Below are 23,709 nucleotides of genomic sequence, written 5' to 3'. Positions count from 1 at the left end.
CAATCGCCGCAATCCCTTCCCATATTCGCGGCCGGGAAACAATCGACGGGAGCTACGGGATGGAGGCGCAATGCGGAAGATCGTAGCCGTTCGGCGCGTGCTTTCCGATGCGCTCGGCCATTTCAACGACGATGACGGTTGGTCGATGGCCAGCCATCTTGCGATCACCGCGCTGATGGCGCTGTTTCCATTTCTGATCTTCGCCACGACGCTCGCCAGCTTTCTCGGCGCGCAGGCGTTCGCGGACACCGCCGTCCATCTGGTGTTCGACACCTGGCCGGACCAGATTGCCGAACCGATCGCCCGCGAAGTCATCAATGTGCTGACCGTCCAGCGTACCGACCTGTTGACCTACGGTGTGCTGCTCGCCGCCTTTTTCGCATCCAACGGTATCGAGGCGCTGCGCACGTCGCTCAACCGCGCCTACCGGGTCACCGAGACGCGCTCCTTCATCTTCCGTCGCGTGCAGAGCCTGGTCTTCGTGCTCATCGCCACGGCTGGGTTCCTGGCAATCAGCGTGCTCCTGGTATTCGCGCCGCTGCTCGCACGGCTGGCGGTCGCCAATTTCGACTGGATCGAGCCCTATATGGGCACCATCACGCTGTGGCGTTACGTCATCGCCTCCGCAGTGATTGTGCTGGGGCTGTTCGCCGTCCATTACTGGCTGCCCGCCGGAAGGCGTCGCCTTACGGCGATCGTGCCCGGCATCATCTTCACGCTGATCGCCTGGCTTATCGGATCGACGATCTTCGCGGCCTATCTCGACCGCTTTTCGTCCTACGTGACCACCTATGCGGGCCTCGCCTCGATCATGGTCGCGGTCGTCTTTCTCTACATCGTCTCTCTGATCTTCATCCTGGGCGGGGAGCTCAACGCCTCGATCAGCCGCTATCTGGAAGCCCGCGCCCGCGTTGGCGGCTAGATCTATTCCGCCGGCGGTCCGGATTTGTTTACCGGCTTTCGCGCAGTGGCGAGGCCGACGCCCAACGTCGCCAGCGCCATTCCGAATATCTGCACCAGCGTCAAATCCTCGCCAAACAGCACCCATGCGATCACGGCGGTGACGGCCGGCACGAGGTAGAACAGCGAAGAAACCTTCGACATCTCGCCCTCGCGGATCATCGCCATCAACAGGAAGATCGCGCCGATCGACAGCACAAGCACCAGCCAGGCCATGGCGAAGACCAGTTCGCCGGTGAGGGTGAAGGTCTGCGTTTCGAATGCCAGCGAGCACAGAGCCATGATGGCGGCGGCGCCGACATACTGCCAGAAAGTCCCGGTGATCATGTCGCCGCCAGCGCCGAAACGCTTCTGCCAGATCGTGCCGGCGCTCATGCCGGCGACGGCGATGAACGAGGCGGCGAGCATCGGCCAGGTCACGCCGCCGCTCATTGCGCCGAGCTTCGGCGAAAGCACGATCACCACGCCGGCGAAACCCGCCGCCAGACCGGCCCAATGTCGGGGCAGGATCTCTTCGCCGAGCAGCCTGCCAGCCAGCAATGCGGTGATCAGCGGCTGCAAGCCGACGATCAACGCTGACAGGCCGGCGGGCAGTCCCTGGCGGATCGCCCAGAAAACGCCGCCGAGATAGACGCCGTGCATGAGCGCGCCCGCTGCAACGGCGTGCAGCGCCTCACGCGGCCTGGCCTTGCGCGAGCCGAGCAACAGCATCATCACGCCCAGGATGGCGAAGGCCAGCACGAAGCGCGCCGCCAGAAAAGTGAACGGCTCCGCCCACGGCATGGCGTAGCGGGCGCCGATGAAGCCGGTCGCCCAGAGCACGACGAAGGTGGCCGGAACGAGCCGTTTGGGAATTGTCATGAAGAACCGGCCGATCGAGGGAAGAGAGCGGCGAAAGCTCTAATGCGAATTATTCCGGCAAGCAAAGCGAAAGGGTTGATGCATAGCTTCTAATATATTGAACCGGGGGGTTCGAGGGACGTCGCTGTCGGGGACTGTGAAAGGACCGGGCATGCTTTGGAATCTCGAAACTTCATGGTTGATGATGGCCGTGGTGAGCGTCATCGTCATGGCGCTGTTCTTCGGATCGGCTCTCCACGCGATCATGCGTGACGACGGCTTCGGTCCCATCGGCAATATGGTGCTGTTCACTGCCGGCTTCTTCATCGCTATCGTTGCTGTCAACTCATGGGGCATCAATTTGCGCGACCTGACCCGCGCGGTGGCTACGGGGCTGGGCGGCGCCTTTGTGGTCATCGCCGTGCTCGCGGTTCTCAAAGGCGTTCTCATCCGCTCATGACGGCGGCGGCAATCGTTCCGCTCAAATGCCGATCATCTTCCGGACATCCGCTGCGCTTGCGCCGCGCTCGCGCAGCGCCGCTATCCCGCTGTCGCCGAGGCTTTTCGAAAGCTTGCGGCCATCAGGTCCGAGGATCAGCCGGTGGTGGAAATAGCGCGGCGCTGGCAAGTCTAAGAGTTCCTGGAGCAGCCGCTGAACGCCGGTGGCTGCATAGAGGTCGCGGCCGCGAACGACATGGGTCACGCTTTGCAGCGCGTCGTCGATCACCACCGAGAGGTGATAGCTGGTCGGGATTTCCTTGCGGGCGAGCACGACGTCGCCCCATTGCTCCGGGCGCGCCTCGATCTGTTCCGAGCCGGACAATTCCTCGCTGGAAAACTCGGTCCATGACAGCCGGTCGCCGAGGCGCGCCCTCGCCGCGTCCGTGTCCAGGCGCCACGCAAATAGAGCGCCGTGGGCCATCCTGCGCTCGCGCTCGCGCCTGGAAAGCGCCTTGTCGAAGGCCGGATAGAGAGGCACGCCGTCAGGGTCGCGCGGCCACAGCCTGCCACGTTTCTCCGTGTCCGCGATAAAGGCGCGGATCTCGCCGCGGCTCATGAAGGCGGGATAGACGAGTTCTTCGGCGATCAGCCGGTTCAGTGCGTCTTCATAGTCGCCGAAATGCTCGGATTGACGGCGCACCGGCCGCTCCCACTCGATGCCGAGCCACGCCAGGTCGCGATAGATGCCCGCCTCGAATTCGGGGGTGCAGCGCGCAAGGTCGATGTCCTCGATGCGCAGCAACAGCCTGCCTTCCATCCGTTCGGCCAGCCTGGCGTTGAGCAGCGCCGAATAGGCATGGCCGAGATGCAACTCGCCATTCGGGCTGGGCGCAAAGCGAAAGACAGGAGTGTTCATCAGTCTGCGTAAACCGGGTTGTGCGCAATTCCACCCGATTGCTACGTTGCCGGCCGATCAGGAACAAGAGGACGCGATGCGCCGCATTTCAACGCTCAGCGATGTTTTGGACGGGCTGGACGCGCTTTGCTCGGCCGACCCGCGCCTCGATCCGGTGCGCGCGGCGGCCGGAGAGGTGCCGCTGCGCCTCTCCGAACCCGGCTTCGCGAGCCTCGTTTCGATCGTCGTTTCGCAGCAGGTCTCGCGCGCCAGCGCCGATGCGATCTTCGGGCGGCTGACGAAGCTGGTCGATCCGCTGACGCCGGAGGCGATCCTGTCGGCCGGCGAAGGCATGTTCCGCGAGGCGGGACTCTCCCGGCCAAAGCAGCGCACGCTGCTCGCCGTCTCGCAGGCAGTGGGCGACGGTCTCGACCTTCACCATCTCTGCGGCCTGGACGCCGATGACGCGATCAGGCGGATGGTGGCGGTGCCGGGCATCGGCCCGTGGACGGCGGAAGTGTACCTGCTGTTTTCGGCCGGCCACCCCGACATTTTCCCGGCGCGCGACGTCGCGCTGCAAAGCGCGGTCGGCCATGCGCTCGGCCTCCAGCCGCGTCCGGGCGAGAAAGCTCTGATCGCGCTGGCCGAATCATGGGCGCCCTGGCGGGGCGTCGCGGCGAGGCTTTTTTGGGCCTATTATCGCGAAACGCGGGGCCGTGACGGTGCTCCACCCGTCCAAACTCATCAAAAAGCCGCTATTTCCTGACTTTTTGCAGTCTTGTGTAACTGTGAAGCCGCTTCACATCCTTGTCATCTCCGGCTTACAGTATCGCTGCCGAACGGTTCGTAACCAAGGAGGTAAATTCAGGTGACGGTCGCCGTATCTCCGGATGGGCTTCCAGCGCTGGTGCTGAACGCGGATTACCGCCCGCTCAGCTACTACCCCCTGTCGCTCTGGGGCTGGCAGGACGCGATCAAGGCTGTCTTTCTGGACCGGGTCAACATCGTCGCCGAATATGACCGCTCGGTCTCCTCGGTATCGTTCTCGATGAAGCTGCCCAGCGTCGTCAGCCTCAAGAACTACGTCAAGCCGTCGCGCCACCCGGCCTTCACCCGGTTCAACGTGTTCCTGCGCGACCGTTTTCAGTGCCAGTATTGCGGTACCTCCGAGGATCTTACCTTCGACCATGTCATTCCGCGCCACAGCGGCGGGGCAACCACCTGGGAGAACGTTGTCGCGGCCTGCTCGCCCTGCAATTTGCGCAAGGGCGGGCTGATGCCGGCGCAAGCCAAGATGTGGCCGCTGCAGAAGCCCTATCATCCGACCGTCCACGATTTGCACAATAACGGCAAGCGCTTTCCCCCCAACTACCTGCATGAAAGCTGGATGGACTATCTCTACTGGGATGTCGAACTGGAGCCGTGAGCTTCTGGTTCGCTGGGGCGCCGCCCAGCGGCCTTCCAGCCGGTAGACCGGTCAACCCTGACCCGCCCGCAAGCGCATGCGGCACCTGACCCCGCTTTCGGGGAAGCTCAGTTCCACCTCGCCGATCTGCGAGGCCAGCACTTTCGAGATCAGCCGCGTGCCGAAACTGTCGTTCTGCGGAGCGGCGACCGGCGGTCCGCCATGTTCGGACCAGTCGAGTTCGATATGTCCGCTGACCTGCCGCCAGCGAATTTCGACATGGCCGACATCAGACGACAGCGCACCGAATTTCGCCGCGTTGGTGCACAGTTCATGCAGCGCGAGTGCTACCGGGACATTGAGCGACGGCGGCAAATCGAGATTGTCGCCCTCGATGACGAACCGCTGGTGATGGTGATCGAGATAAGGCTCGACGATCTGCCCGATCAGGGTGGGCAGGCTGAAGGCTACCCAGTCCTGCTGCAAGAGAACATCGTTGGCCTTCGCCAGCGCATGGATGCGGTCGCGAAAATCGCGCACGGCCTCCGGCTTGGCATTGTCGCCCCGGAACGACTGTGCCGCGAGCGACTGCACCACGCTCAGCGAATTCTTCACCCGGTGGTTCAGTTCCCGCAAAAGCAGGGCCTGGCGCTCATCGCTGCGCTTCCTTGCATCGATATCCATCAGAACGCCGATGGCGCGATCGTAGGAGCCGTCCTCGGTGAGCGTCACTTCCGCCCGGAGCAGGACCCAGCGCGTGTCGCCGCCCGGTTGCCGGCACTGGAACTCGACCTCGATCTGCCTCTCGCCGTCCCTTATCGCCTTCTCGGCAGCCTCGCGCACCCGTTCCTGCTCGCCCGGCCCATAACAGGCGCGAAGCTGTTCCGCCGTCGGATTTACCGACGGCTCGAAGCCGTAAATGCGGTTCAGTTCGGGTGAGCCGCGAAATGTGTCTGTGGCGAAATCATAGTCCCATACGGCCATCCGGGCAGCGTCGATCGCCAGGCGCTGACGTGTTTCGCTGTTGGCGAGCGCCGTCTCGCTCCTCTTGCGGTCGGTTATGTCCTGGAAGGTCCCTAGATAGCGGACAGCCGTCCGTTTGCCCTCCACCTCGGTGAACATGGCTTCGCCGGAGGCTTCCACCCAGCGAACCTCGCCGGTGTCGAGCCGCCTTATGCGGTATTCATAAGACGCGGTCTTTTCCTGGGTCGCCGGGTCGAGCGCACGGCGCGTCAGCTCGGTATTTGTCGCCAGATCGCGAGGATGCGTGGCAGACGCCACCAACTCGCGCGTGATCGTCTGGTCGGGCGCGAAACCGTAGATCTCGCGAGCGCGGGGCGAGTAGGTTATCTCGCCGGTTTCCAGATCCCAGTCCCAGATGCCGATATGAGCCGCCCGGATGGCAAGGCGAAGCCGCAACTCGCTTTCGCGGCGCTGACGGTCCCTCGTTCTTGCCATTCGAAAATTCCCCTAGCGCTCGCCGACGCCCCCGGCTTCAGGCGCGTTCCCTCCCTGGGATATAGGGCGACGTTGCCGAAAGCGTAAAGGAAAGAGCGCCTGTCGCGCTAGGCCCTGCGGGCGTCGCGCTCCGATGTGTCGCCCGTTTTGAACGTGCGGTACGAAGCCTCGAACGCAGCCATCACCGCCGACAGATCATTGGCCGCCACGGTGATGGAAAAGCCTTGGCCGGCGCGCCTCGAAGCTTCCTCGGCGTTCACGGTGAAGACACCACACGGTTTGTCGGCTGCGACACAGGCTTCGAGGACCGTACGCAACGCCTCTTCGAGCGCCGCGCCGTCGCTGCCCAGCGACAGAGCGAGGTCGCCGCTGCCGATGAAGACGAAGTCGACATTGGGCGCGGCGGCAATCTCCCCGGCATTTGCGACGCCTCTCGCCGTCTCGATCATGACGCCGACCGTGATCGCCTCGTCCGCGGCGCGGCGGTAGGCGCCGAAATCGGCCAGCGGGCGCACTCCGCCGCCGGAGCGGTTTCCCTTGGGCGGAAAGTGACAGGCGGCGGCCGCCGCCGCCGCTTGCGTGCTTGTTTCTACCATAGGCACGAGCACGCCTTCGGCCCCCGCGTCGAGCGCGCGCGAGACCGCGGCAGCGCTGTCATCCTCGATCCGCACGAGGCAGGGGATGGATGGCGGCACACAGCCCACCGCGGCCTCGAGGTCTCGGCGGTCGAACAGGCCATGCTGCATGTCCAGCACCACGGCGTCTCCGCCGCACGAGATCGCGAGTTCGACCAGAGCGGGGCTGCCGAGGGCGAACCAGAATACGCCCATCTTGCCGCCTTCGCTGAGCCGCCGTTTCAGCAGGGGAGCCTCGGTGTTGAACATGGATGCGTCCGATCGAATGTTGAGCAATGTTGCGAGGCCGGCTCGAGGCTCACGCCCGCAGGCCGGCTTCGCGCAGGAGCGGCAGAACGCCGGTGCAGAAATAGGGAAGCTCATCGGTGTAGTTGACGAAACTGAGCGCCATGCCTTCCCAGCCTTCGACGGAGATGCGGCCGATCACCTCGGCTATGCGCTCTGGTGTTCCGATCAGCGGGTAGGTTCCGGCGCCGCCGGCAAAGCGCTGCCGGTACTGGATATAGGCGTGCGGGTCGTGCGAGGCGGAAAACTGCTTCTTGCCGGCCATGTGGTTGTCGACCGCCGCCTCGTCGGCTTCGCGCAGGGCGTAGCGGTCGTAGTAATCCTCCGCTTCCGCCTGGGTCGGGCGGCACACGACATGCGCCACCGTATAGGCCCCGACCGCGCGGCCGGCCGCCGCTGCCCGTGTGCGGATATCGGCCAGATGTTTGCGGCCGTCCTCGATGTCGGAGAAGGTCGAGAACAGGAAATCGCAATGCGCGGCAGCAAAGTCGCGGCCCGGCGCGCCGAAGGCCGCATTCATGGTCACCGGGCGCGGCTGCTGCACGCTCGACGGCTTGCTGACCACGCCCTTCAGCCGATAATAGGCGCCGTCGAAGTCGAACGGCTCGTCGGAGGCGTAGGCGCGGCTGACGATCTCGATCCATTCCGCCGCCCGGTCGTAACCCTTTTCGTCGGGCGTCGCCCCGAACATCGCGAATTCGGCGGGGTTCCAGCCGCAGACGATGTTGAGCCCGGCCCGTCCATTGCCGATGTGGTCGACCGTCGCGAGCGCCTTGGCTGCGTAGACGGGATGGACGAGCGGGACGTGCACAGTCGAGAAGATGGTGATCCGCCTGGTCAGCGCGGTAAGGCCCGCGGCCCAGGTGAAGGTCTCGAACGACCATTCGCGCGAACGCGTCTCGCCGCCGAAGCCCGCCCAGCGGGCGATCGGCAGGAAGAAGTCGAGGCCCGCCTCGTCGGCGATGCGGGCGGCTTCGACGTTGCCGGCCCACGTCGCCGTCCAGCGCTCCGGTACTTTGGTGATTGCCAGCCCGCCATCGGCATTCGTCGAAAATACGCCGAGCTTGATGCGGTTCTCGTTGGCGGCGGTCAGGGTCATGAGCGACCCTTCGCGGCGGCCGTCTCGTTCCCGCCTTCCAAGCCGCGAAAGTAGATCGCCTCGGCGGCCTTGATGAAGGCCGCCAGGCGCGCCTTCACCGCGTCGCCGTCGCGATTGGCAAAACCCTTCATCAACTGGTCGATGCCGTCCAGCACCACGCCCCGGCTGTCCGCTTCCTTGAGCGTTGCGATGCGGACCGCCTGGGCATGGTCGGAGAAACTCTCGATCAGCGAGCGCAGCCGCGGATTGGGCACTGCTTCGATCCAGACGCTGCGAAACTCCATATTCGCCAGCATCAGCGCCTTGGCGTCGCCGCTCCGGCCGGCCTCCATCGCCATCTGCCGGGCAGCGGCGAGCCGGGCAATGTTGGCGTCGGTCATGCTCCGGGCGGCCTGCGCGGCGGCGTCGGGCTCGACCAGCCGGCGGATCTCGAAAATGTCGCGAATATCCTGCGGCGTCAGCACGGGGATGACGAAGCCGCGGCTGGTCTGCTTGAGAAAGCCTTGCGACATCAGCGCCAGCAGCGCTTCGCGCGCCGGCATGCGCGAAGTGCCGTACTCCTTCGCGATCTCGGTATCGACCAGCCGGTCGTCCGTGGTGAATTCCGAACCCTGCAGGCGGAGACGCAAGCTCTCGTAGATCTGCGTGCGCATGCTTTCGGGCTGGGCGATCTTCCTCACTGCACTGGACACGGCGCCTCCTGGTCGCGCGACTATGGCCAAGGCAAAAATTAATTTCAAGCTTGAAATGGATACAGTATCCACGTAGCGTTCGGGAGTTGGGCGACCGCAGCGGAGCTATGATGCTGGCACGAAAGGGAATGACTGGCCAAAGGCTCGCCTATGCCGGCATTCGCCCGCAGATCATGGATTTGCAGGTCGAAAACATCGCCCAGATGGCGGTGCGCGCCCAGTCGATCCCGGATGTCATCACGCTCTGGTATGGCGAGGGCGATGTGGTGACGCCGGAGTTCATCCGCGCCGCCGCCAAAGCTTCGCTCGACCAGGGCGACACCTTCTACGTTCCCGACATGCGCGGCCTGCCCGCTTTGACCAAGGTGCTGTCGGAGTACCAGTCGCGGCTACACGGCCGCGACATCCCCGTGGTGCGCTCGACGATAACGCCGGGCGGCATGCAGTCGGTGTTCATGGCCCTGCAACTCGTCGCTGAGATGGGCTCGAACGTCGTCTATATCGAGCCGCAATGGCCCAACATCCGCAACGCCATCCACGTCATCGGGGCCGAGCCGCGCCCGGTATTCCTGAAACAGGTCAACGGAAGCTGGAGCCTCGACCTCGAGGACATCTACCGCGCCTGCGATGCGCGCACCCGCGCCATCATGTTCTCGACGCCGTCCAATCCGCTGGGCTGGACCGCCACGCGCGAAGAACTGGAGGCGCTGCTCGAATTCAGCCGCGAGAGCGGCGTCTGGATCATCAGCGACGAACTCTACAACCGGCTCTATTTCCACGGCGAGGCAGCGCCTTCCATCCTTCAGGTCGCCGATGACGAAGACCGGGTGATGAGCGTCAATGGGTTCTCCAAAGCCTGGGCGATGACCGGCTGGCGCATCGGCTGGCTTACCCACCCGGCATCCGTCGCAAAGCCGTTTTCGGCGATCACGCAATACATGAACAGCGGCACTGCCGCCTTCGTGCAGGCCGGCGCCAAAGTCGCACTGGAGGAGGGCGAGGCGTTCGCCGCCTCGACGCGCGACCGCTGCCGCGAAGGCGTCGACATCGCCTACCGCATCCTCGGGGCGGCGAACCGCATCGTCCTGCCGACCAAGCCTGCTGGCGGCATGTATGTCTTCTTCAGCGTCGAAGGCGAACAGAATTCGACCGAGATCTGCCAGCGCTTCCTGGAGGAAGCGCGGGTCGGATTGGCGCCAGGCTGGCTGTTCGGCGAAGCGTCGAAGGCGCATATGCGCATGTGCGTCTGCCGCGATCCGGCTGAGATCGAGGAAGCCTGCAAGCGCATCGTGGCGCTGTTGGCGGCATGAAAGTGCAGTGAAATTCACGAAGGAAATGGGCCTTCGCGAAAAAACCGGGAGAACAAGAATGACAAAGGGGTTCATCAAGTCCATCGCTGCGGCGGCCGTTCTTGCCGCCGGCCTGGTCCACGGCGCAGTCGCCGAGACGCTGAATGTCGGCGCCTATCCGGCCAATCCGCCATGGGAGTTCAAGAACACTGACGGCAGCTTCGAAGGCTTCGAAGTCGATCTCGTCAACGAGATCGCAAAGCGCATCGGCTACGACGTCACGATCCAGGATCTCGGCTTCCAGGCGCTGTTTGCCGCGACGAGCTCGAAGCGCATCGACCTTGCCATCTCGACCATCTCAATCACCAATGAAAGGCTGCAGAACCAGTCGTTCACGCAAGGCTACTACGACAGCGATCTGGCGCTGGTCTCGGCCAAGGAAGCCGGCATAACCAGCCTCGCCGACATGAAGGGCAAACCGGTCGGCGCCATCTCCAATTCGACGGGCGAAGCCTGGATCAAGGCCAATGCGGAGAAATACGGGTTCGGCGAATATAAGGGCTACAACGCCCAGCAGGATCTGATCCTCGACACGCAGCTCGGCCGTGTGGCCGGCGCGGTCGGCGACATCGCGGGCTTTCAGTTCGCCTTCCTGAAAATGCCCAAGATGGAGGTCGACGAGCGCATCAAGACCGGCGACCAATTCGCCATCATGATGACCAAGGACCATCCGCTCCTGGAAAAGGTCAACGCCGCAATCACCGAGATCAAGAATGACGGGACCATGGCCAAGCTGCACAGCAAGTGGCTGGGCGTGGACGCTGCGGACGGCACCGCGACGGTCACGGTTCTCGACATTCCAAAGGCGCAGTAAGCGGAGCGGGGGCCGCGGGAGGAGCTTTCGGGCTCCTCCTTGCGGCCCGGGGCGGGCGCGACCTCAACGGAATCCAGGCTCATGACGGAATTGCTGGCGACCTTCTTCAATACCGAAGTGATGGCCGCGACCTTTCCCATGCTCATCCGCGGGCTGGGAAACACGATCCTCCTGACCATCACCGCCGTCGTTTTCGGTGGGCTCGCCGGCGTCGCGATCTGCATCGCCAGGCTCTATGGAGCCAAGCCGCTGCGCTGGCTTGCCATTGGTTTCATTGATATTTTCCGCGCCCTGCCGATCCTGGTGGTGCTGATCGTGATCTACTACGCGCTGCCGTTCGTAGGCATCCGGCTGAGTTCCTTCGTCTCGGCGGGCCTCGCGCTGTCGATCGTGCTTGCGGCCTATACGGCCGAGGTGTTCCGCGCCGGCGTCGAGGCCATCCCCAAGGGGCAGTTCGAGGCCGCGAGCGCGCTCGGCCTGCCGTTTCCGGTGGCGCTGTGGAAGATCGTCATTCCGCAGGCGGTGCGAATCGCCACACCCGCCCAGACCAGCAATTGCGTGGCAATCGCCAAGGATACGTCGCTGGCCTCGGTGGTCGCGATGCCCGACCTCCTGAAGCAGGCGACCGACGCCCAGGCGCTGATGGCAAACCCTTCGCCACTGATCAGTGCGGCGCTTATTTACCTGATTTTGTTGTGGCCTTTGGTCCGCCTGGTGTCGCATCTGGAAAGCCGGGCGCAGGCCAGGAGCCGGTGAGGCTCAGCAGGGGCGGGGATAAAATCGCGCCATGGTCCGGCGATGACACGATCTTTGCTGTTCAGGATCAACAGCTTAGCGTTCGCTACCTGCCGCTGCCGTGTGCAATTTGTGCACAATGCTTCTGGAACCTGCGTTTCGCGCATTTTGGATCGCCGCGGTGAGTTCGCGCGTATGCCGACGGGATCGAATTCCAGCCCCGTGCGATTTCAATTCATTTGCATGCATTTTGTGAGGCGAGCGAACAGGTCGAGACCCTGTGAGAAATCCAGGCAGGATCCGGCCATCTGGCTGGATTCGCCGCCGCTCACCGCCCTGCCTTGTTTGCTTTATGCTTAAAGATAATTGCAGATGCATATGTTTTGCTTTAGTGAAAGATTAAGGGCCGAGACGAGCCTTGCCATGCATCCAGAGGAAGAGGGAGACGAAGACAATGGGAACGCAGAACATTCTGGGCGATCTGGCCGAGCATCTCTTGTCGGGCAGTGTCGAGGTGGTCGACCTGTCGGCGGTGCTGGGGCCGGACACGCCGCTGATCAAGCTGCCGCCGGAACTGGCGGTCGATACGCCGAAGATCGAGATCCACAAGATCTCCGCCTATGACGACAAGGGTCCGTGGTGGGCGTGGAACTGGCTGAAGCTCGGCGAGCATTCCGGCACGCATTTCGACGCGCCCAAGCACTGGATCACCGGCAAGGACTATGCGGACGGTTCGACCGACACGATCGCGCCGAAGAATTTCGTCGCGCCGGTCAATGTCATCGACTGCTCGAAGGAAGCGGCCGCCGACGACGACTTCCTGCTGACCGTCGACCGCATCAAGGCGTGGGAAGGAACGCATGGCCCGATCAAGCCCGGCGAATGGGTGGTGATGCGCACCGACTGGTACAAGAAGAACGGTTCGGAAGCCGAGTTCCTGAACGCCAACGACACCGGCCCGCACACGCCCGGACCGACGGCCGAGGCGATCGAATACATCATCTCGACCGGCGCCATCGGCTGGGGTAGCGAGACGATCGGCACCGACGCCGGCCAGGCCGGCGGCATGCAGCCGCCATTCCCGGCGCACAGCCTGATGCACAAGGCCAACCGCTACGGGCTGGCGAGTCTGTGCAACCTCGACAGGCTGCCGCCGAAAGGCGCGATCCTGATCGCGGCGCCGCTCAAGATCGAGAACGGCACCGGCAGCCCGACACGGGTGCTGGCGCTCGTGCCGCGAGGCTAGGCACCGCTGCGATGGGCGCGCCCGACCACATCATCGTTGGCGGCGGCAATGCGCTTCTCTGCGCCTTCCATCCCGGCGCAAGGTTAGGCGGCTCCGGCTATCTGCCGGCGGGGAGGCTGTGATGGACCAGAGCGTTCCCGAGAAGAAACCGCGCGCATCGACGCTGGGCGAGATCGGGCTGCAACAATTCGCGCCTTATCTGTTGAATCGCATCATGGGCCGCTACAATGCCAGCCTGCGCGACGACCTGAAGAAGCAGGGGCTGACCGTGCCCAAGGTGAGGGCGCTTGCCGTGCTCTCGGTGGCCGACGGGGTCACCGTCAACGACCTCGCCGTCTATACGGTGATCGAGCAGTCGACAATGAGCCGCACGCTCGATGCGCTGGAGGCGCAGGGGCTGGTGCGGCGCGAGGCCTGCGAGGACGACAGCCGCGTGCGCAAGGTCTTTTTGACCGACGACGGCCGCGCCGAATTCGCCCGCGCCTGGCCGGCCATGCACGAGGAATTCGAGAAGATGTTCGCGGGCATAGACGAGGCCGAATATTCGGCGCTGATCGTGACGCTGCAAAAGATGCTGCGTAACATCCGGAAGCACGAGATTTAGGGTGATGGATAAGCCTGCCATGTTGCCCCCTCCACTGCGTTCGGTGGTCCCTGGTTGCCGTCTTGCCCTGGAAGGTACCCCCTCCCCTCAAGGGGGAGGGGGATATTTCAACGCTGCCGCCCATCGCAAAAGACGATTGATCTCGGCCGTAGCGGTGATGCGGTCCCCCTCCCCCTTGAGGGGAGGGGTTAGGGGTGGGGGTAAGACGCATACGCAATGGCACTGCCGTTTACGGGAAGAAGATGCCGCCAAACCGCCTCGCCAAATGATGGAGGCCTGCCATGGCTGAACGATCCTTCGCGAAGGAAGTCGAAAAGCTCCGGCTGGGGGCGGGCGAAAAGTTTTCGGGCGAGGGCATTCTGGCCATCACCAAGGCGCTGCTCGAATGCGGCGTCGGCTATGTCGGCGGCTACCAGGGCGCGCCGATCAGCCATCTGATGGACGTGCTGGCTGACGGACAGGATATTCTGGGCGAACTCGGCGTGCATTTCGAGGCGAGCGCCTCGGAGGCGACCGCGACCGCCATGCTGGCGGCCTCGGTGCACTATCCGATCCGGGGCGCCGCCACCTTCAAGTCGACCGTCGGAACCAATGTCGCGTCGGACGCGCTGGCCAACCTCGCCTCCGGTGGCGTCACCGGCGGTGCGCTGATCATTGTCGGCGAGGATTATGGCGAGGGCTCCTCGATCATGCAGGAGCGCAGCCACGCCTTCGCCATGAAAAGCCAGGTCTGGCTGCTCGATCCGCGGCCGAACCTGCCGTCGATCGTGAAGGCGGTCGAGCACGGCTTCGAGCTCTCGGAGGCGTCGAACACGCCAGTGATGCTGCTGGTCCGCATCCGCTGCTGCCACGTCCACGGCCATTTCACCGCCAGGGACAACAAGCGCCCGGCAATGACGGTCGCCGACGCGCTGTCCTCGCCGCGCCGCGACACCGGCCGCATCGTGCTGCCGCCTGCATCCTTCCTGCACGAGAAGGAGAAGGTGGCGAAGCGCTGGCCGGCCGCTGTCGAATACATCAAGTCGCAAGAGATCAACGAGTTCTTCGGGCCGCAAGATGCCAGGGTCGGCATCGTCTGCCAGGGCGGCATGTACAATGCCGTCATAAGGGCGCTGGAGCGCATGGGACTGGCCGACAATTTCGGCGAAACGCAGGTGCCGATCTATGTGCTCAACGCCGTCTATCCGCTGATCGACGACGAGTTCCTGCGCTTCTGCGAGGGCAAAGACGAGGTGCTGGTGGTCGAGGAAGGCCAGCCCAATTACATCGAGCAGGCTTTCGCCGCCATGCTGCACAAGGCCGGGCGCGGCACGAAAATCTCCGGCAAGGAATTTTTGCCGATGGCAGGCGAATATACCGGGCAGGTCATGCTGGACGGGGTGAGCGCGTTCCTGCGCCAGGCCGCGCCGCAGATGCTGCCGGTGCAGATCCGCGCGCCAAACCGCACCGGCAATGCCGACGAGATCACCGACCTCGCCGCGATCGTGCCGGGCCGCCCGCCGGGTTTTTGCGTCGGTTGCCCGGAGCGGCCGATCTTCGCCGCCACCAAGCTCGTGGAACAGGAACTCGGGCCGCACCACATCGCCTCCGACATTGGCTGCCACCTGTTCTCGATCATGCCGCCCTTCGAACTCGGCGCGACCACCATGGGCTACGGCCTCGGCCCCGCCTCTGCCTCGGCGTTCAATTCGCCCGACGCCGAGCGGCGGTCGATCTCCTTCGTCGGCGATGGCGGCTTCTGGCACAACGGCCTGACCTCCTCGATCGGCAACGCCGTATTCAATCGGAATGACGGCGTCATCGTCATCGTCGACAATTTCTATTCCGCCGCCACCGGCGGCCAGGACATCCTGTCGTCGCGAGCCGATAACCGCTCCAAAGCGACGAAACATCCGATCACCGAGGCGGTGAAGGGCATGGGCGTCAAATGGGTGCGCCACCTCGAGCGCACCTACGATGTCGGCAAGATGCGGGACACGCTGCGCGAGGCGCTTACGACCGAGGAGAAGGGGCCGAAGGTCATCGTCGCCTCGTCGGAATGCATGCTGAACCGGCAGCGGCGCGAAAAGCCGCTGGTCGACAAGGCGATCAAGGGTGGTGAGCGCGTCGTAAAGCTGAAATTCGGCGTCGACGAGGATATCTGCACCGGCGACCACGCCTGCATGAGGCTTTCGGGCTGTCCGTCGCTGTCGGTCAAGTCGCTCGACGATCCGCTGCGCGACGATCCGGTAGCCCATATCGACCAGAGCTGCGTTGGCTGCGGCAATTGCGGCGAGGTGGCGGACGCCGCCGTGCTCTGCCCGTCCTTCTACCGCGCCGATTTGGTGCACAATCCGGGCCGGTGGGACCGCTTCGCCGAGCGCCAGCGCCGCAAGGTGATCGGCTGGCTGCAAGGCTGGCGCGAGCGACGCCGGCTGACCTTCGCGGACGCCTGAAATGAACGCGCCCCTTCCGACCGAACCGAACGCGGATGAGGGCCGCATCATAAAGCTCGCCGTGCTTGCGGTCGGGGGGCAGGGCGGCGGCGTGCTGGCCGACTGGATCACCGATGTCGCCGAGCGAAGCGGCTATCTCGCGCAATCGACCTCGGTGGCCGGCGTGGCGCAGCGCACCGGCGCGACCATCTACTACGTCGAAATGTGCCGCGATCTCGGCCGGCAGCCGGTGTTCGCGCTGTCGCCTTCGCCGGGCGACGTCGACATATTGATCGCGGCCGAACTGATGGAGGCGGGGCGCGCAATCATGCGCGGCTTCGTGACGGCCGACCGCACCACGCTGATCGCCTCCTCGCACCGCATCGCCGCGGTGTCGGAAAAGATCGAGCCCGGCGATGGGCGGGCGCCTTCGGCCAAAGTGCTCGCGACCGCGGAGAATGCGGCGAAGCGCTTCATCGCCTTCGACATGGAAAATATCGCCGCCGAGAACGGCTCGATGATCTCGGCCAGCCTGCTCGGGGCGCTCGCCGGTTCCAGCGCGCTGCCATTCGCGCGCGAAAACTACGAGAAGACGATCCTGGCTTCGGACCGGGGCGTGAAGGCCAGCCTGGCCGCGTTTGCGGGGGGATATGAGCGGGCGGGTGGCGCAAATAAGCAGCCGGGCGAACCGGAACCTTTTGCGGCCACTCAACCCCCACCCCTTACCCCTCCCCTCAAGGGGGAGGGGGATTCGCCGGCCGCTGCGTCGAGCGGCGGCTTGGCCCGCCTTAACCCGGCTGGTCCACGACCGCTGATCGAGGGTTGGCAAAAGCTGCAGGCGCGGGTCAACTCCTATCCGGAACCGGTGCGCGAGATGGCGTGGCGCGGCCTGCAAAAGGTCGTCGACTATCAGGACCTCGCCTATGGCGCGGAATATCTGAACAGGCTGGACCAGGCCGTGGGCCTCGAACGCGCCGGGCGGGGCCATGCGCTGTCGATCGCGGCGGCCAAGCACCTGGCCAATGCCATGTGCTACGACGACATGATCCGCGTCGCCGACCTGAAAACGCGCTCGACCCGCGACCGGCGCGTGCGCCGCGAGGTCGGGGTGGCGGAAGGCTCGGTGCTGCAGGTCACCGAATATTTCCATCCGCGCGTCGAGGAGTTCTGCGGCACGCTGCCGGCCGGGCTGGGGCGCTACATCGAAAGCCGCCCGAAGCTCGCGGCGTTCATCGACCGGCGCATCAATCGCGGGCGGCGCATCCGCACCGACGGCGTGGCCGGCTTCTCCGCGCTGTGGCTGATTGGCGGGCTGCGCCGCTGGCGCCGAAAACTGCTGCGCCATCAGGTGGAGCGCGCGCATCTGGAGCGCTGGTACCGGCTGGCGCTCGACCATGCGGCGAGCGACTACGCGCTGGCGGTTGAGATCTTGAACTGCCGGCGGCTGATCAAGGGCTACAGCGACACCCATGTGCGCGCGCAGTCGAAATTCGATCGTGTGCTGTCGGGCCTGCCGCTGCTTGCCGGGCGGCCGGATGCGGCCGACTGGCTGCGCCGGCTGCGGGAAGCGGCGCTGAAGGACGAAAAGGGCGATATGCTCGACGGCGCGCTGAAGACCGTCGCCTCGCTGGATGCGGGCGTGCCGACGCTGCATTGAGGCGAAGTGACGCGCTGCAATTCTTTTGCGTTCTCCACTTTGCAGCAGGGTTATCGCACGCAGGTTTACCCCCACCCCTAACCCCTCCCCTCAAGGGGGAGGGGGATCTTGGACGTTGCCGCCTCACACGAAGACAATCAGCTTGGCCGGAACAGCGGCGTCGTCCCCCTCCCCCTTGAGGGGAGGGGTTAGGGGTGGGGGTTCCAGAAAGGAAGTCCGGCAAATAAGGCGGTATCGACTCAGGCCTTGCCCAGCGCGCCGCGCAGCGCGACGATTGCAAGCACGAGGCTGGCGATCGCGTTCCAGCCGGCGAAGGACAGGCCGAGCACTCTCAGCGCCGCCTTGTCGCAGGAGGGCGGGATGACCGTGTTGATGGCGTCCAGCACGCCGGCGCCGCCCGTATCGGCCTGGGTGGCGACCGCGCCGCAATCGGCCGGACCGGCCCACCAGCCCCATTCGACGCCGGAATGGAAGATTCCGAGATAAAGGCTGTAGAGCATTATCAGCGCGCCGAGGAGCAAGAGGCCGCGCGTCATCCAGGCCGGCCAGTGAAAGTGCGACGAGATCGCCGCCACTCCCATCAGCGGCACGCCGACATAATAGGGCCAGCGCTGCTCCAGGCAGAGCTTGCAGGGTATGTAGCCGCCAATGTGCTGGAAGCCGAGCGCGATGCCCACGGTGGCCGCCATGGCGACGAGCAGGATGAGCGCGGTCACAGTTTGAACGCTGCTGGTGGGTTTTGTCAGCGACGACATGGTATTATCCAAGGTTGACTGTCAGAAAGCGTATCTGACGAGGATGTAGAGCAAAATAACGGCGGCCGCGCCGGCCCCGGCGATCAGGCCGAGGCGTTTTTCGATGAAATGGCGGATCGGCTCGCCATAGCTGCGCAGCAGCCAGGCCAGGAACAGGAAACGCGCGCCGCGCGCGACGATGGCCGAGAGGACGAACCAGCCGAGCGGAAAGCCTATCACGCCCGCAAGAATGGTCACCACCTTGATCGGCGGCAGATGCGCGAGGCCGGACGTCACCAGCATCAGGAGGATGAAGCCGGTGCCCGAAGACAGCCGAAGCGCATCGAAGGCGTCGAGCTTGCCGTAGAATTCCAGCACCGGCCGGGCGATCGTCTCATAGGCATAGAAGCCGATGAACCAGCCGGCTATGCCGCCCAGCACCGAGGCGACCGTAGCCACGAGGGCGTAGCGGTAGGCGCGGTCGGGCCGGGACAACGCCATCGGCAGATAAAGCACGTCGGCCGGCACGAGGAATACCGAGCTTTCGACGAAGGCGATGAAGGCCAGCCACCATTCGGCGGATTTGCGCGCCGCCAGCGACAAGGTCCAGTCGTACAGTGTCCGAAGCATGCGCGCCCCCGTTTGATTGCCGAGCCTGTCTAGCGCATGACCTTGAAAAGTGGAAACCGCTTTTCGGAGATCATGCGAAGATGCTCTCCTTCCTGCGGTTCCGTCTGCGACCAGGATTAGATGATCGGCGCCTGTGCGCTGCGTCCGTGGTTTTTTCTTTACGGAATTTTTACGCCACGCCACCGCCTTCGGAATAGCGCCCTTACGCATGCTGGCGCGATCTGTCGGGCCGATGTCCACCAAAGGAATCGGCTCATGTTCGACCTGATCTATATCGCGCTCGCCACCGGCGGCTTTTTGGCTTTCGCCGCCGCCGTGCGGGCCTGCGAGCGTCTGTGAGGTTCCGGCTATGATCGAATATCTCATCGCCGGGGCCATCGCCTTGGCTCTTCTCGTCTATCTAACGGTCGCGCTGCTGCGTCCGGAACGGTTCTGAGGGAGGCGTGGCGTGGCATCCGATAGTCTTCAGTTCCTGCTTTACGCAATTATTCTCGTCGCGCTCGCCTGGCCGCTCGGAGGCTACATGGCGCGTGTGTTCCAGGGCGAGCGCACGCTGCTGTCGCCGGTTTTGGCGCCGGTAGAGCGCGGCATCTATGCCGCTGCCGGCAAAGGCGCCACGCAGGGCCAGCACTGGACGCGCTATGCGCTCTCCATGCTCGTCTTCAATCTCGCGGGATGGCTGCTGCTCTACGCGATCCTGAGGCTTCAGCATCTGCTGCCGTGGAACCCGGAAGGCTTGGCGCCGATGTCGCCGGACCTCGCCTTCAACACCGCAGTCAGCTTCGTCACCAACACCAACTGGCAGGCCTATGGGGGCGAGACCACGCTCTCCTATTTCAGCCAGATGGTCGGCCTGACGATGCAGAACTTCGTCTCGGCCGCTACCGGCATTGCCGTCGCGGTTGCCGTGATCCGCGGCTTCGCGGCGAGGAACGCCAAGTCGATCGGCAATTTCTGGGTCGATATGACGCGCTCGGTCCTCTACGTGCTGCTGCCCTTGTCGATCGTCGGAGCCATCGTGCTCATCTGGCAGGGCGTGCCGCAGACGCTCGGCGCCTATGTGCCGGCGACCACGCTGGAGGGCGCGAACCAACTCATCGCGCAGGGGCCGGCCGCCTCGCAGATCGCCATAAAACAGCTCGGCACAAATGGCGGCGGCTTCTTCAACGTCAACTCCTCGCACCCGCTCGAGAACCCGACCCAGCTCTCCAACCTTCTCCAGCTCGTTTACATCCTGCTGATCCCGGCGGCCTTCTGCTTCCTGTTCGGACATATGGTGAAGGACAGGCGACAGGGCGTGGCCATCTTCGCCGCCATGGGCATCCTGTTCGTCATCGGCCTCGCCATCATCTACGGCTCTGAGCTGCGCGGCAATATGCTTTACGACGCCCTGCCGATCGACCAGGTCGCGGGAAATATGGAAGGCAAGGAGGTTCGATTCGGCGCCGGGCTCTCGGCGCTCTGGGCCGAGGCCACGACTGCCGCCTCCAACGGCTCCGTCAACTCCATGCACGACAGCTACATGCCGCTCTCCGGCCTGGTGCTGCTCCTCAACATGCAGGTGGGGGAGGTCATCTTCGGAGGCGTTGGCGCCGGCTTCTACGGGATGCTGCTCTTCGTGGTGCTCACGGTATTCCTGGCCGGGCTGATGGTGGGCCGGACGCCGGAATATCTCGGCAAGAAGATCGAAGCCAAGGAGGTCAAGCTTGCCGTACTGGCCTTCCTGTCGATGCCGATAGGCATCCTGGTCTTCGGCGCGCTCGCCGCCGTGGCGCCGTCGGCCGTGGCCGCGGTTCAGGATCCAGGACCGCACGGGCTCTCGGAAATCCTCTACGCCTATTCGTCGGCCACGGGCAACAACGGCTCGGCTTTCGCCGGCTTCGGCGCCGGCGCACCGTTCCACACGACGCTGCAAGGCGTCGCCATGATGCTCGGCCGCTACGCCTTCATCGTGCCGATGCTGGCGATCGCAGGCACGCTTGCGGCCAAGACGCCGGCGCCGGCCTCGGCCGGCACCTTCCCTACTCACGGGCCGCTCTTTGTCGTCCTGCTCATGATCGTCGTTCTGATCCTGGGCGGACTCACCTTCTTCCCGGCGCTCGCCCTCGGTCCCATTGCCGAGCACGTGGCGATGCTCGCCGGCCAAACGTTCTGAGGTGGTTTCAATGACCAAGCACAAGCGCAGGGACTTTTCGCTCTTCGACGGGGCGCTCGCCGCCCACGCGGCACAAAGCGCGGTCGCCAAGCTCGATCCGCGCGTGCTCTATCGCAATCCGGTGATGTTCGTCACGGGTGTGGTCGCGGTGCTCACGACGCTCATTTTCGTGCGCGATCTCGCCATGGGCGCCGCGACAGCAGGCATCGTCGGACAGATCGCGTTCTGGCTGTGGGTGACGGTGCTGTTTGCCAATTTCGCCGAGGCCATCGCCGAAGGCCGGGGCAAGGCGCGCGCCGACAGCCTCCGTGCGACGCAATCCGAGACCGAGTGCAAGCGCCTGCGTGGCAAACCGACAGACCACGAAGAGTTCGAAATCGTATCGAGCCGGGCGCTGCGCAAGGACGATCTGATCCTGGTCACGGCGGGCGAATTGATCGCTGCCGACGGCGAGGTGATCGAGGGCGTGGCCTCGGTCGACGAATCGGCGATCACCGGCGAGTCGGCGCCCGTCATTCGCGAATCCGGCGGCGACCGTTCGGCGGTCACCGGCGGCACTCGCCTTGTTTCGGACTGGCTGGTGGTCCGCGTGACTGCCGAACCTGGCAAGAGCTTCCTCGACCGCATGATCGCGATGGTTGAAGGGGCTGAGCGCCAGAAGACGCCGAACGAGATCGCACTGAACATCCTTCTTGTCGGCATGACGATCATTTTCCTGATGGTGGTGGTCACGCTGGAGCCCTTCGCCCTGTTTTCCGGCACGTCGATCCCTGTCGCCTTCCTGGTCGCGTTGCTGGTCACGCTCATACCGACGACCATAGGTGGACTGCTGTCAGCAATCGGCATCGCCGGCATGGACCGGCTGGTGAAGGCCAATGTCATCGCCAAGTCAGGTCGCGCAGTCGAAGCGGCGGGTGACGTCGATACGCTGCTGCTCGACAAGACCGGCACCATCACCTTCGGCAATCGCATGGCCGACGCTTTTATGCCGGTGCCCGGCGTGAGCGAGCGCGAACTGATCGAGACGGCGCTGCTCGCCTCGTTCCCCGACGAGACGCCCGAAGGCAAATCCATCGTCGAGCTGGCCCGCAAGATGCTGGGCAGCCAGGTTGATGTGCATCAGGAGCAAGTCGCGAACTTTGTTCCCTTCAGCGCTCAGACGCGCCTTTCGGGAGCGGACCTGACGGACGGGAGTGAAGTTCGCAAAGGTGCGAGCGATGCGACCCTTCGGTATGCAGGCGCAACGGCAAGCCTCGATCTCAAGCGCATCGTCGAGGGCATTGCCAAGTCGGGCGGCACCCCGCTCGTCGTCGCGCGCGACAAGCGCATCCTGGGCGTCGTCCATCTCAAGGACATCATCAAGCCCGGTATTCGCGAACGTTTCGCCGAACTCCGGCGGATGGGCATCCGCACGGTCATGATCACGGGCGACAACCCGCTGACCGCAGCCGCCATCGCGGCAGAGGCCGGCGTCGACGATTTCCTGGCCGAGGCGACGCCGGAGAGGAAGCTGGAGCTGATCCGCAAGGAACAGAACGAGGGCAAACTGGTCGCTATGTGCGGCGACGGTTCCAACGATGCGCCGGCGCTCGCCCAGGCCGATATCGGCGTGGCCATGAATTCGGGCACGCCAGCCGCCAAGGAAGCGGGCAACCTCATCGACCTCGACAGCGACCCGACCAAGCTCATCGAGGTGGTGCTGGTCGGCAAGCAGCTTCTCATCAGCCGCGGCGCGTTGACGACCTTCTCGATCGCCAACGATGTGGCGAAATATTTCGCCATCCTGCCGGCCTTGTTCATCACGGCCTATCCGGGCCTGCAGTCGCTCAACATCATGGATTTGTCGAGTCCGGCGAGTGCTATTCTGTCGGCTGTGATCTTCAACGCGCTGGTTATCTTAGCCCTGATCCCTCTCGCCTTGCGTGGCGTGCGCTATACACCGGCAACGGCAGGGCAACTGCTTCGGCGCAACCTGTTGATCTATGGGCTGGGCGGTCTGATCGTGCCATTTGTCGGGATCAAGGCGATCGACATGGCGGTCTCCGCACTCGCTCTCGCGTAAAGAAAGAGATGATGATGCTTTCGCAGACAAGACCGGCAATCGCCCTGCTCGCGATCATGACCGTCCTGACCGGCGTCGCCTATCCGCTGGCTATTACGGGAATCGGGCAGGCGCTCTTCCCGCACCAGGCCAATGCCGCCCCGATCACCAGGGACGGCGTCGTTGTCGGCTCCGAACATATCGGACAGACGTTCACGCGGCCCGAATATTTCCACGGCCGGCCGTCGGCGGTGGACTACGATGCCGCAAGCTCGGGCGGCACCAATTTTGCGCCCACGAACCGCGAGCTGGTCGATGCCGTCGCCGAGCGAGCGCGCCGGCTGGCCGCCGAGACCGGCGTCGAAAGAATCCCGGTCAATCTCGTCACTTCGTCGGCCAGCGGGCTCGATCCGCACATCTCGCCCGATAGCGCCTATCTACAGATAAAGCGCGTTGCGGAGGCGAGAAGTGTTCCCGCCGAGGAGCTGCGCCGGATCGTAAACGAGCACATCGAAGGCCCGCTGCTCGGCGTGTTCGGTGCGCCGGCGGTCAACGTGCTGAAACTGAACCTCGCGCTCGACGAACGGGCGCCGCATCCGGAAACAAAACGAGACTGATGG

24 protein-coding genes are annotated in these 23,709 nt (G+C 64.3%); 16 read left to right on the top strand and 8 right to left on the bottom strand.

Going from position 1 to position 23,709, the window contains the following annotated elements; all coding sequences use genetic code 11:
• Window positions 1-70 precede the first annotated feature (70 nt).
• Window positions 71-922, top strand: coding sequence for a YihY/virulence factor BrkB family protein (locus tag G6N73_RS10920; RefSeq protein WP_165027454.1), 852 nt, complete (start codon window positions 71-73; stop codon window positions 920-922).
• Window positions 923-924: 2 nt separating this feature from the next.
• Here the strand turns inward: G6N73_RS10920 and G6N73_RS10915 are convergent, their stop codons facing one another.
• Window positions 925-1,821, bottom strand: coding sequence for a DMT family transporter (locus G6N73_RS10915; protein WP_165027452.1), 897 nt, complete (start codon window positions 1,819-1,821; stop codon window positions 925-927).
• A gap of 151 nt (window positions 1,822-1,972) precedes the next feature.
• Between G6N73_RS10915 and G6N73_RS10910 the strand changes: the two genes are divergently transcribed.
• Entirely contained in the window at window positions 1,973-2,260 is a 288-nt protein-coding gene (locus G6N73_RS10910) for a hypothetical protein (protein WP_165027450.1), read from the top strand.
• 21 nt (window positions 2,261-2,281) lie between these two features.
• Here G6N73_RS10910 and gluQRS read toward each other — a convergent pair whose 3' ends face one another.
• Window positions 2,282-3,157 carry a tRNA glutamyl-Q(34) synthetase GluQRS gene (gene gluQRS / locus G6N73_RS10905; protein ID WP_165027448.1) on the bottom strand — a complete coding sequence of 292 codons (876 nt, stop codon included), beginning with the start codon at window positions 3,155-3,157 and terminating at the stop codon, window positions 2,282-2,284.
• A gap of 76 nt (window positions 3,158-3,233) precedes the next feature.
• Between gluQRS and G6N73_RS10900 the strand changes: the two genes are divergently transcribed.
• Window positions 3,234-3,902, top strand: a complete 669-nt coding sequence (locus tag G6N73_RS10900) for a DNA-3-methyladenine glycosylase family protein (RefSeq protein ID WP_165027446.1) — start codon at window positions 3,234-3,236, stop codon at window positions 3,900-3,902.
• A gap of 102 nt (window positions 3,903-4,004) precedes the next feature.
• A complete protein-coding gene (locus G6N73_RS10895) occupies window positions 4,005-4,562 on the top strand; it encodes an HNH endonuclease (RefSeq protein WP_165027444.1) in 558 nt (185 codons plus the stop codon).
• Window positions 4,563-4,613: 51 nt separating this feature from the next.
• Here the strand turns inward: G6N73_RS10895 and G6N73_RS10890 are convergent, their stop codons facing one another.
• The 4 genes from G6N73_RS10890 to G6N73_RS10875 all read right to left on the bottom strand — a co-directional run bounded on the left by G6N73_RS10890 (window position 4,614) and on the right by G6N73_RS10875 (window position 8,710).
• Window positions 4,614-5,999, bottom strand: coding sequence for a sensor histidine kinase (locus G6N73_RS10890; RefSeq protein ID WP_165027442.1), 1,386 nt, complete (start codon window positions 5,997-5,999; stop codon window positions 4,614-4,616).
• Between the two features lie 107 nt (window positions 6,000-6,106).
• Window positions 6,107-6,883, bottom strand: a complete 777-nt coding sequence (locus G6N73_RS10885; RefSeq protein WP_165027440.1) for an HpcH/HpaI aldolase family protein — start codon at window positions 6,881-6,883, stop codon at window positions 6,107-6,109.
• Window positions 6,884-6,932: 49 nt separating this feature from the next.
• On the bottom strand, window positions 6,933-8,018 hold the full coding sequence (locus tag G6N73_RS10880) for an LLM class flavin-dependent oxidoreductase (RefSeq protein ID WP_165027438.1): 1,086 nt from the start codon (window positions 8,016-8,018) through the stop codon (window positions 6,933-6,935).
• Complete coding sequence (locus G6N73_RS10875) at window positions 8,015-8,710, bottom strand: FCD domain-containing protein (RefSeq protein ID WP_165027436.1); 696 nt, start codon at window positions 8,708-8,710, stop codon at window positions 8,015-8,017. The genes G6N73_RS10880 and G6N73_RS10875 overlap by 4 nt, the downstream gene beginning before the upstream one ends.
• A gap of 128 nt (window positions 8,711-8,838) precedes the next feature.
• Here G6N73_RS10875 and G6N73_RS10870 point away from each other — a divergent pair, with 128 nt between their 5' ends.
• The 7 genes from G6N73_RS10870 (at window position 8,839) to G6N73_RS10840 (ending at window position 17,529) form a co-directional block, all read left to right on the top strand.
• Window positions 8,839-10,020 (top strand): pyridoxal phosphate-dependent aminotransferase, encoded by a 1,182-nt coding sequence (locus G6N73_RS10870; protein WP_246251882.1) that lies wholly within the window; start codon window positions 8,839-8,841, stop codon window positions 10,018-10,020.
• 58 nt (window positions 10,021-10,078) lie between these two features.
• Window positions 10,079-10,873, top strand: coding sequence for a substrate-binding periplasmic protein (locus G6N73_RS10865; RefSeq protein WP_165027433.1), 795 nt, complete (start codon window positions 10,079-10,081; stop codon window positions 10,871-10,873).
• Between the two features lie 81 nt (window positions 10,874-10,954).
• A complete protein-coding gene (locus tag G6N73_RS10860) occupies window positions 10,955-11,629 on the top strand; it encodes an amino acid ABC transporter permease (RefSeq protein WP_165027431.1) in 675 nt (224 codons plus the stop codon).
• Window positions 11,630-12,062: 433 nt separating this feature from the next.
• Window positions 12,063-12,854, top strand: coding sequence for a cyclase family protein (locus G6N73_RS10855; RefSeq protein WP_165027429.1), 792 nt, complete (start codon window positions 12,063-12,065; stop codon window positions 12,852-12,854).
• A 121-nt stretch (window positions 12,855-12,975) separates the two neighbouring features.
• Window positions 12,976-13,458: a MarR family winged helix-turn-helix transcriptional regulator gene (locus G6N73_RS10850; protein ID WP_165027427.1), complete on the top strand. Its 483-nt coding sequence runs from the start codon at window positions 12,976-12,978 to the stop codon at window positions 13,456-13,458.
• Window positions 13,459-13,739: 281 nt separating this feature from the next.
• Window positions 13,740-15,893: a thiamine pyrophosphate-dependent enzyme gene (locus G6N73_RS10845; protein ID WP_165027425.1), complete on the top strand. Its 2,154-nt coding sequence runs from the start codon at window positions 13,740-13,742 to the stop codon at window positions 15,891-15,893.
• Window position 15,894: 1 nt separating this feature from the next.
• The gene (locus G6N73_RS10840; protein ID WP_165027423.1) at window positions 15,895-17,529 is read left to right on the top strand and encodes an indolepyruvate oxidoreductase subunit beta family protein; all 1,635 of its coding nucleotides are present in this window, start codon (window positions 15,895-15,897) and stop codon (window positions 17,527-17,529) included.
• Window positions 17,530-17,768: 239 nt separating this feature from the next.
• Here the strand turns inward: G6N73_RS10840 and G6N73_RS10835 are convergent, their stop codons facing one another.
• Together G6N73_RS10835 and G6N73_RS10830 are read right to left on the bottom strand one after the other, a co-directional pair.
• Window positions 17,769-18,284 (bottom strand): disulfide bond formation protein B, encoded by a 516-nt coding sequence (locus G6N73_RS10835; protein WP_165027422.1) that lies wholly within the window; start codon window positions 18,282-18,284, stop codon window positions 17,769-17,771.
• Between the two features lie 21 nt (window positions 18,285-18,305).
• Complete coding sequence (locus G6N73_RS10830; RefSeq protein WP_165027420.1) at window positions 18,306-18,893, bottom strand: YqaA family protein; 588 nt, start codon at window positions 18,891-18,893, stop codon at window positions 18,306-18,308.
• Between the two features lie 120 nt (window positions 18,894-19,013).
• Here G6N73_RS10830 and G6N73_RS10825 point away from each other — a divergent pair, with 120 nt between their 5' ends.
• From G6N73_RS10825 to kdpC, 5 genes are read left to right on the top strand one after another with little or no spacing between them, the layout of a single operon-like run.
• A complete protein-coding gene (locus G6N73_RS10825; RefSeq protein ID WP_165027418.1) occupies window positions 19,014-19,232 on the top strand; it encodes a hypothetical protein in 219 nt (72 codons plus the stop codon).
• Between the two features lie 10 nt (window positions 19,233-19,242).
• The gene (gene kdpF, locus G6N73_RS38560) at window positions 19,243-19,329 is read left to right on the top strand and encodes a K(+)-transporting ATPase subunit F (protein ID WP_165027489.1); all 87 of its coding nucleotides are present in this window, start codon (window positions 19,243-19,245) and stop codon (window positions 19,327-19,329) included.
• Window positions 19,330-19,341: 12 nt separating this feature from the next.
• Entirely contained in the window at window positions 19,342-21,048 is a 1,707-nt protein-coding gene (gene kdpA / locus G6N73_RS10815; RefSeq protein ID WP_165027416.1) for a potassium-transporting ATPase subunit KdpA, read from the top strand.
• A gap of 10 nt (window positions 21,049-21,058) precedes the next feature.
• Complete coding sequence (kdpB, locus tag G6N73_RS10810; protein WP_165027414.1) at window positions 21,059-23,110, top strand: potassium-transporting ATPase subunit KdpB; 2,052 nt, start codon at window positions 21,059-21,061, stop codon at window positions 23,108-23,110.
• Between the two features lie 14 nt (window positions 23,111-23,124).
• Complete coding sequence (gene kdpC, locus G6N73_RS10805) at window positions 23,125-23,706, top strand: potassium-transporting ATPase subunit KdpC (protein ID WP_165027412.1); 582 nt, start codon at window positions 23,125-23,127, stop codon at window positions 23,704-23,706.
• Window positions 23,707-23,709: the final 3 nt, after the last annotated feature.

This window comes from Allomesorhizobium camelthorni (genome assembly GCF_011045125.1).
Classification (GTDB): Bacteria; Pseudomonadota; Alphaproteobacteria; order Rhizobiales; family Rhizobiaceae; genus Allomesorhizobium; species Allomesorhizobium camelthorni.
This window is presented reverse-complemented; position numbering and strand designations above follow the sequence as displayed.

Bases quoted from the DNA above. Each gene is read 5' to 3' on its own strand.
- gluQRS (WP_165027448.1), bottom strand. From the start codon at position 3,157: ATGAACACTCCTGTCTTTCGCTTTGCGCCCAGCCCGAATGGCGAGTTG.
- G6N73_RS10840 (WP_165027423.1), top strand. From the start codon at position 15,895: ATGAACGCGCCCCTTCCGACCGAACCGAACGCGGATGAGGGCCGCATC.
- kdpF (WP_165027489.1), top strand. From the start codon at position 19,243: ATGATCGAATATCTCATCGCCGGGGCCATCGCCTTGGCTCTTCTCGTC.
- G6N73_RS10900 (WP_165027446.1), top strand. From the start codon at position 3,234: ATGCGCCGCATTTCAACGCTCAGCGATGTTTTGGACGGGCTGGACGCG.
- G6N73_RS10860 (WP_165027431.1), top strand. From the start codon at position 10,955: ATGACGGAATTGCTGGCGACCTTCTTCAATACCGAAGTGATGGCCGCG.
- kdpB (WP_165027414.1), top strand. From the start codon at position 21,059: ATGACCAAGCACAAGCGCAGGGACTTTTCGCTCTTCGACGGGGCGCTC.
- G6N73_RS10920 (WP_165027454.1), top strand. From the start codon at position 71: ATGCGGAAGATCGTAGCCGTTCGGCGCGTGCTTTCCGATGCGCTCGGC.
- G6N73_RS10915 (WP_165027452.1), bottom strand. From the start codon at position 1,821: ATGACAATTCCCAAACGGCTCGTTCCGGCCACCTTCGTCGTGCTCTGG.
- G6N73_RS10850 (WP_165027427.1), top strand. From the start codon at position 12,976: ATGGACCAGAGCGTTCCCGAGAAGAAACCGCGCGCATCGACGCTGGGC.
- G6N73_RS10830 (WP_165027420.1), bottom strand. From the start codon at position 18,893: ATGCTTCGGACACTGTACGACTGGACCTTGTCGCTGGCGGCGCGCAAA.
- G6N73_RS10885 (WP_165027440.1), bottom strand. From the start codon at position 6,883: ATGTTCAACACCGAGGCTCCCCTGCTGAAACGGCGGCTCAGCGAAGGC.
- G6N73_RS10910 (WP_165027450.1), top strand. From the start codon at position 1,973: ATGCTTTGGAATCTCGAAACTTCATGGTTGATGATGGCCGTGGTGAGC.
- G6N73_RS10845 (WP_165027425.1), top strand. From the start codon at position 13,740: ATGGCTGAACGATCCTTCGCGAAGGAAGTCGAAAAGCTCCGGCTGGGG.
- kdpC (WP_165027412.1), top strand. From the start codon at position 23,125: ATGCTTTCGCAGACAAGACCGGCAATCGCCCTGCTCGCGATCATGACC.
- G6N73_RS10835 (WP_165027422.1), bottom strand. From the start codon at position 18,284: ATGTCGTCGCTGACAAAACCCACCAGCAGCGTTCAAACTGTGACCGCG.
- G6N73_RS10890 (WP_165027442.1), bottom strand. From the start codon at position 5,999: ATGGCAAGAACGAGGGACCGTCAGCGCCGCGAAAGCGAGTTGCGGCTT.
- G6N73_RS10880 (WP_165027438.1), bottom strand. From the start codon at position 8,018: ATGACCCTGACCGCCGCCAACGAGAACCGCATCAAGCTCGGCGTATTT.
- G6N73_RS10855 (WP_165027429.1), top strand. From the start codon at position 12,063: ATGGGAACGCAGAACATTCTGGGCGATCTGGCCGAGCATCTCTTGTCG.
- G6N73_RS10865 (WP_165027433.1), top strand. From the start codon at position 10,079: ATGACAAAGGGGTTCATCAAGTCCATCGCTGCGGCGGCCGTTCTTGCC.
- G6N73_RS10825 (WP_165027418.1), top strand. From the start codon at position 19,014: ATGATCGGCGCCTGTGCGCTGCGTCCGTGGTTTTTTCTTTACGGAATT.
- G6N73_RS10870 (WP_246251882.1), top strand. From the start codon at position 8,839: ATGACTGGCCAAAGGCTCGCCTATGCCGGCATTCGCCCGCAGATCATG.